Genomic DNA, 7,017 nt, shown 5'->3' on the forward strand with positions numbered 1-7,017 from the left:
ACGGGTCGGTTTCGTCGTCGCGGCGATCACCGGACCGGGGTTGCCGCTCTACCTCCCACCCCGGCGGATCAGGTCTTCGGACCGCCCGCCACGTAGATGACCTGTCCGTTGACGAACGACGACCGCTCGTCGACGAAGAACGACACCGTGTTGGCGATGTCCTCCGGCGCACCCGGCCGCTGCACCGGGATCTCCGCGGCACGGGCCGCCTTGAACTCCTCCCAGTCCACGCCGAGCCGCTCGGCGGTGGCCTTGGTCATCTCCGAGGCGATGAACCCGGGGGCGATGCAGTTGGCCGTGACGCCGAACTTGCCCAGCTCGATCGCCAGGGTCTTGGTGAAGCCCTGCAGGCCGGCCTTCGCGGTGGCGTAGTTGGCCTGGCCCCGGTTGCCCAGCGCCGAGGTCGACGACAGGTTGACCACGCGGCCCCACTTCGCCTCGACCATGTACTTCTGGACCGCGCGGGTGGCCAGGAACGAGCCCTTGAGGTGGACGCCCATCACCGCGTCCCAGTCGGCCTCGGACATCTTGAACAGCAGGTTGTCCTTGGTGATACCCGCGTTGTTGACCAGGATCGTCGGGTTGCCGAGCGTCTCGACGACCGCGGCGACGGCGGCCTCGACGGCGGCCGCGTCCGCCACGTCGGCCCCGAATGCGGCCGCGGTGCCGCCTGCGCCCTCGATCGCCTCGACGGTCGCCTTGGCCGCCGACTCCTCGAGGTCGAGCACCGCGACCCGGTGCCCGTCGGCGGCCAGCCGGACCGCGGTGGCCGCCCCGATCCCGCGGGCGCCTCCGGTGACGATCGCGGTCCTCTGCTGCTGGGTCATGTCTCTCCTCGCATGCGCACGTGCCCGCCGACGGTCGGCCGGCGGTCCGGAACCTTCTGCTGGGCCCGGTGGGCGCACCGCCGGACACGGACAACGCGGACACGGCGGCGACGCCGGGGTCGATCGTGTCACCCCTGCCCGTCCGGTGCGGAACCGTCGGTGCGGCGTTGGTCACGCCGGACGGAGGTCCCCGGGTCGACTAACGTCGAAGAGCCCGTTCCCGACCAGGAAGGTGCTTCTATGGCCGTCGAGCGTTCCGAACTCACCTACCGGCTGGCCCTGCCGGAACCCACTGAGACCCACGAGCAGGACGTCGAGTTCTGCGTCATCGACACCGGCGAGGGATGGCAGGAGTACCGCTTCCACGACTACGACGCCCTGTACCGGATCCCCGGACTGTACGAGAAGCTGTTCTACGACATCCTGCAGTGTCAGTCGCCGCCGGTGGTGTGCGACCTGCTCGTCGAGCAACTGCGGGCGCAGCAGGTCGATCCCTCGAGCCTGCGGGTCCTCGACGTCGGCGCCGGCAACGGCATCGTCGCCGAGGAACTGCGTGCCCGGGGCGTCGGCAAGGTCGTCGGGGTCGACATCATCCCGGAGGCGCGCGACGCCGCCGAGCGGGACCGTCCCGGCGTCTACGACGACTACCACGTGGTGGACCTCACCGCGCTCGACGAGGAGCAGATCGAGTCCATCGCCTCCGGCGGGTTCGACGCGCTGACCTGCGTCGCGGCGCTCGGCTTCGGTGACATCCCGCCCGCCGCGTTCCGGGCCGCCTTCGACATGGTCGCGGTGGACGGATTCGTCGCGATCACGATCCGTGACGACTTCCTCACTGACGGCGACACCACCGGCTTCGCCGGTCTCATCGGCTCGCTGCTCGAGTCCGGCGAGCTCGAGCAGCTCGGCTCGACCGTCTACCGCCACCGGCTCGCGACCTCCCGCGATCCGCTGCTCTACCGGGCCGTCGTGGCCCGCAAGCGCCGCCCCCGCGGCTGATTCCGGCGCGCCCGCGTCGGGGAGCAACGAGGCGCTCGACGCGGGCGCGAGCTCAGTTCAGGCGAGCCTGCACTAACCTCGGCCCGTGATTCGAAAGTTACTTGTACTTCCGGCCCTGCTCGCGCTGGTCGTCGGCTGCTCCTCGGCACCCGATGACGCCGCCGGCCCGGCCGACGAGTCCGGTGGCACGTTCCCGGCGACCGTCGAGCACGTGTTCGGGACCACCGAGATCCCGCAACGCCCGACCCGGGTGGTCGCGCTCGGCGTGACCGATGCCGACCCGCTGCTCGCGCTCGGCGTGACCCCGGTCGCGCTGGCCTCCTACACCTTCTACGAGGACACCGGCGGGCTCGGTCCGTGGGCCCGTGACCTGGTCCAGGGAGAGCCGCCGGTGGTACTGACCGGCGAGCCGAACCTGGAGCAGATCGCCGGCCTCGCCCCGGACGTGATCCTCGCCGTCAGCGCCGGCATCGAGCAGCAGATGTACGACCAGCTCTCGTCGATCGCGCCGGTCGTGGCGCGCCCCGCCGGGACGATCGCCTACGGCGTCCCGCGCGACGAGCACACCCGGATCGTCGCGGCCGTGCTCGGCGAGACCGACCGCGGCGAGGAGCTGATCCGGCAGGCCGACGCGGCGTTCTCCGACGCCATCGCCGCGAACCCGCAGTTCGAGGGCCGAACCGCCGCGACCGTGCTGCCGTTCGACGGGAAGTACGGCGCCTTCACCACCGCCGACAACCGCGGCCAGTTCATGATCGGGCTCGGACTCGCGCAACCCCCGCGGATCGACGAGCTGGACGACGGGGAGAGCTTCTACGTCGAGCTCTCCGCCGAGCAGGCCGGCCTGCTCGACGGCGACGCGCTCGTGATGCTCGCCGACGGGGGCGCCGCCGCCGAGCAGGTCGCCGGGGACCCGGTGCTGGCGCAGGTCCCGGTCGTCGCACAGGGCCGGATGATCGTCCCGGACACCGACACCCGCGGTGCGATGACCTACAACAGTGTGCTGTCCGCTCCGTTCGCGCTGGACCGGCTGGTCCCCGAGCTGCAGGCCGTCCTCGGTTCCTGATCGCCGCGCGGGGCCGTCCCGGTTAGGGTCGGCCCGTGAGCGTGATCGAACGATTTCGACTGGACGGCAAGGTCGCCGTCGTCACCGGTGCCTCCTCCGGGCTGGGCGTGGCCTTCGCCCGCGGCCTCGCCGAGGCAGGAGCCGACCTGGTCCTCGGTGCCCGGCGCACGGACCGGTTGGCCGACACCGTGAAGCTGGTGGAGAACGCGGGGCGCCGGGCCGTCGCCGTCGCCACCGACGTGGCACGGCCCGAGGACTGCCGGGCACTGGCGCAGGCCGCCGTCGGCGAGTTCGGCCGGCTCGACGTGCTGGTGAACAACGCCGGAATCGGCACCGCCGTGCCGGCGCTGAAGGAGACCCCGGAGCAGTTCACCCAGGTCATCGATATCAATCTCAACGGCAGCTACTGGATGGCACAGGCCTGCGCCGCACACATGGGGCCGGGTTCGAGCATCGTCAACATCTCCAGCATCCTGGGCCTCACCACGGCGGAGCTGCCCCAGGCCGCCTACTCGGCGTCCAAGGCGGCGATCATCGGGCTGACCCGGGACCTGGCCCAGCAGTGGTCGGGCCGCAAGGGCATCCGGGTCAACGCGATCGCCCCCGGATTCTTCGCCTCCGAGATGACCGAGCAGTACCGGCCCGGTTACCTGGAGAAGATGGCCGAGCGGATCCCGATGGGACGCAAGGGCGACCCGGAGGAGCTGACCGCGGCGGTGATCTTCCTGGCGTCCGACGCGGGCGGTTACGTCACCGGCCAGACCTGGGCGGTCGACGGCGGGCTCACGATCACCTGAGCGCCGGATCTCAGTCCAGCAGCACCGTGCGCAGATCGAGCCGGCGCAGGACCCGGTCGGCCGCGTGCGGGTCGACCCCGGGTTCGCGGCGGGCGGTGAGCACCTCGGCCCGGGCCGCGGCCAGGGCCGCGGCCTGGGCCTGCGCGACCTCGCCGCGCACGGCCTGCAGTGCCGCGATCCGCTGCCGCTCCTCCTCCGACGACGTCTCCCCCGCCAGCACCGCCTGCAACCGGTCCATCCGCTCCCGCAACACGGTGCCGACCTCGTCGGGCAGCTCGCGGACCCGCTGCTCGAGCGTCACGACCGCGGCCCGCCGGGCCCGCCGGACGATCTCGCGTTCGGCGCGTTCCTCGGCGTCGGCCTCGTCGTCGACGGCGAGTGCGCGCACCAGCGCCGGCAGCGTGAAACCGGGCACCAGCAGCGTCACCAGCAGCACCGACACCGCGATCAGCACGAGCTCGGTGCGGGCCGGGAACGGCTCGCCCGAGGCCGTGCTGACCGGCAGGGACAGCGCGAGCGCCAGCGTCGCGAGCCCACGCATGCCGCACCAGGACAGCAGCACCGCCTCCCGCCCGGTGACCGGTGCCGCGCCGGTGGCTGCTGCACCGGAGCTGCGGCGCAGGATCCGCCAGGCGGCGACCATCCACAGCGCCCGCACGGCGATCACCACCAGGCAGACCAGTGCGGCGTGCCCGAGCATCCGGGGCAGGTCGTCGCCCGCGTCGGTCACCACCTGGCGCAGGTCCAGCCCGATCAGGCCGAAGGCGAGCCCGGTGACCAGCAGCTCCACCACGTTCCACAGCGACGCCTGGGTGAGCCGTTCGGCCGCCTCGTCGGCGTCCGCACCGGCACGCAGCTGCAGGGCGAGCACGACGACGGCGATCACTCCTGATGCGTGGATCTCCTCGGCGGCCAGGTAGGTCGCGAACGGCAGGACCACGGTGAGCGCGCTGCGTCCGACGGCGTCGGTCAACCGGCCGAGCACCCGGCGTGCCAGCCAGGCCACCGCCAGCCCGACGAGGACGGCGCCCGCCGCACCCGCCACGAACCGGACACCGAGCCCGAGCGGGCTGAGCTCGTCACCGGCGACCGTCGCGAGCACCGCCGCCTGGAAGATCACCAGCGCGGTGGCGTCGTTGAACAGGCCCTCGCTCTGCAGGACCGACAGCAGCCGACGCGGGATCCGGACCTGCCCGGCGACGGCCTCGACGGCCACCGGGTCCGGCGGCGCCACCATGGCTCCGAGCGCGACCGCGGCGGTGAACGCGATCCCGGGAACCAGCAGCCAGGCGGTGCCCGCGACCGCGGTGGCGGTGACCAGCACCAGACCGACGGCGAGCAGCGCGATCGTCCGCCACCGGGCACGGAACAGGGCCCACGAGGTGCGCTGCGCGGTCGCGAACAGCAGCGGCGGCAGGAACAGCGGCAGGATCAGGTCGGGATCGACCCGGAACCCGTCCGGCAGTCCGGGCGTGACCGCGACACCGGCACCGAGCACCACCATCAGCGCCGGCCACGGCAGCCGCAGCCGCTCGCCCACCCCGACCAGCACGACCGTCGCCACCATCAGTCCGACGAGCACCAGCAGCATCTGCACAGCGGACAGACTTCATCGCCGTCCGGCAGGACGGGCGGCGGCGCGCCGTGCCAGGATGCGGCGGACATCCACCCGAGACGAGGAGGAGGAACACGTGCCCCGCAACCCCTACGACGAACTGCCCCCGGTCCCGTCGTTCGAGCTGTCCAGTACCGACCTCAACGACGGTGCCGCACTCGCCACCCCGCAGCTGTCCGGCATCTTCGGCGCCGGCGGGGAGGACGTCTCGCCGCAGCTGTCCTGGTCGGGCGCACCCGACGGCACGCAGTCCTACGCGGTCACCTGCTTCGACCCGGACGCGCCGACCGGCTCCGGGTTCTGGCACTGGGCGGTGTTCAACATCCCGGCGTCGGTGACTTCGCTGCCCTCGGGCGCGGGTGACGACAGCGGTTCCGGGCTGCCCGAGGGCGCGGTGCAGCTGAAGAACGACGCGAGCCTGGCCCGGTACCTGGGCGCCGCGCCGCCGCCCGGGCACGGACCGCACCGCTACTACTTCGTGGTGCACGCGGTCGACGTGCCGTCGCTGGACGTCCCGGACACCGCGACCCCGGCGTTCCTCGGGTTCAACCTGTTCGGCCACACCCTGGCCCGGGCGGTGCTCGTCGGCACGCACGCCAACCTGAGCTGACCGGCGGCCGACCGGTGGGCCCGGATTCGCCGGCGGGTCGCGGCGGCCCGCCGGCCCGCGGCCCGGGGTCGCCCGCACCCGCCGGGGGTGACACCGGCGGCTCCGGTTCGGCGCCTGCGGTGTCCGCCGCGGCCGCCCGGTTGTACCGGGTCCCGCCCGAGGACTTCGTGGCCGCGCGGGACGAGCTCGTCGCCGAGGCGCGGGCCGCCGGGGATCGTGCGGCCGCCAGGGAGATCGCCGCGTTCAAGCGGCCGACCCGGGCGGCCTGGCTGACCAACCTGCTCGCCGCCGAGGCCCCGGACGAGGTGGCCGGCCTGCTCGACCTCGCCGGTCCGCTCGCGGCGGCTCAGCAGTCGTTGGACGGAGCCGCCCTGCGCCGGGTGTCCGCGCAGCGCAGCAAGCTGCTCGGCTCGCTCTCCCGACGGGCGGCGCAGCTGGGCCGGGCCGCCGGACGCCGGATCGAACCCGCGCTGGAGCGTGCGGTGCGGGTGGTGCTGGAATCGGCGCTCGCCGACGACGGACTCGCTGCACGGGTCCGCTCCGGACGGGTGGTGCGCGTCGAACGGCACAGCGGTTTCGGGCCGCTGGCCGCCTCGTCCGAACCGGAGCAGGAGACCCCCGGTGCCCCGGCAGCGTCCCAGCCGCCGCCCCCGGCCCGGACGCGGTCAGATCAGCTGTCCCGCAAGCGCAGCACGGTGCAACACCGGGAGCGTGAGCGGGACACGGCACGGTCGCGCGAAAGGTCGCGGGAGCGGGAGCGGGCTCGGCAGGAGAAGGCGCTCGCCGATGCCGAGGAACATCTCGAGCGTGCGCGGCTCGCCGCGCACGACGCGGCCCGGGAACGCGACGACACCCGAGAACGGGCCGCCGCAGCGGTGGAACGGCGTGCTGACGCGCATCGCCGCGTCGACGAGCTGCGGGCGGAGCTCGATCGTGCGCGCAGCGCGGCCGCGGCCGCTGATCGAGCGGCACGATCCGCGGAACGAGCGGCCGACGAGGCGGCCCGGCGGGCCTGGGGAGCGGTCCTGGATCGCGGCGTGCCGTAGGGCGGCTGCCCCGGCGGCGACAGTCGCCTTCTCAGCGGGCAGATCGCGCACTGTTCC

The 7,017-nt window shown here is 73.3% G+C and carries 7 protein-coding genes; 5 read left to right on the plus strand and 2 right to left on the minus strand.

The features are described 5' to 3' along the window. Positions 1-68: 68 nt before the first annotated feature. Positions 69-827 (minus strand): 3-oxoacyl-ACP reductase FabG, encoded by a 759-nt coding sequence (fabG, locus tag AB0J24_RS01950; protein WP_358673913.1) that lies wholly within the window; start codon positions 825-827, stop codon positions 69-71. 240 nt (positions 828-1,067) lie between these two features. Between fabG and AB0J24_RS01955 the strand changes: the two genes are divergently transcribed. From AB0J24_RS01955 to AB0J24_RS01965, 3 genes are all read left to right on the plus strand, one after another. Next, positions 1,068-1,826: a methyltransferase domain-containing protein gene (locus AB0J24_RS01955; RefSeq protein ID WP_358673916.1), complete on the plus strand. Its 759-nt coding sequence runs from the start codon at positions 1,068-1,070 to the stop codon at positions 1,824-1,826. An 85-nt stretch (positions 1,827-1,911) separates the two neighbouring features. Then, positions 1,912-2,892 (plus strand): iron-siderophore ABC transporter substrate-binding protein, encoded by a 981-nt coding sequence (locus AB0J24_RS01960; RefSeq protein WP_358673919.1) that lies wholly within the window; start codon positions 1,912-1,914, stop codon positions 2,890-2,892. A gap of 35 nt (positions 2,893-2,927) precedes the next feature. Beyond that, complete coding sequence (locus AB0J24_RS01965) at positions 2,928-3,689, plus strand: glucose 1-dehydrogenase (RefSeq protein WP_358673922.1); 762 nt, start codon at positions 2,928-2,930, stop codon at positions 3,687-3,689. Positions 3,690-3,699: 10 nt separating this feature from the next. On the opposite strand, the gene AB0J24_RS01970 is transcribed toward AB0J24_RS01965, so the two are convergent. Next, entirely contained in the window at positions 3,700-5,280 is a 1,581-nt protein-coding gene (locus AB0J24_RS01970; protein WP_358673925.1) for a Na+/H+ antiporter, read from the minus strand. 100 nt (positions 5,281-5,380) lie between these two features. Between AB0J24_RS01970 and AB0J24_RS01975 the strand changes: the two genes are divergently transcribed. Beyond that, complete coding sequence (locus tag AB0J24_RS01975) at positions 5,381-5,914, plus strand: YbhB/YbcL family Raf kinase inhibitor-like protein (protein WP_358673928.1); 534 nt, start codon at positions 5,381-5,383, stop codon at positions 5,912-5,914. 119 nt (positions 5,915-6,033) lie between these two features. Next, entirely contained in the window at positions 6,034-6,960 is a 927-nt protein-coding gene (locus tag AB0J24_RS01980) for a hypothetical protein (protein ID WP_358673931.1), read from the plus strand. Positions 6,961-7,017: the final 57 nt, after the last annotated feature.

Source organism: Pseudonocardia sp. NPDC049635 (assembly GCF_040659795.1).
Lineage (GTDB): Bacteria > Actinomycetota > Actinomycetes > Mycobacteriales > Pseudonocardiaceae > Pseudonocardia.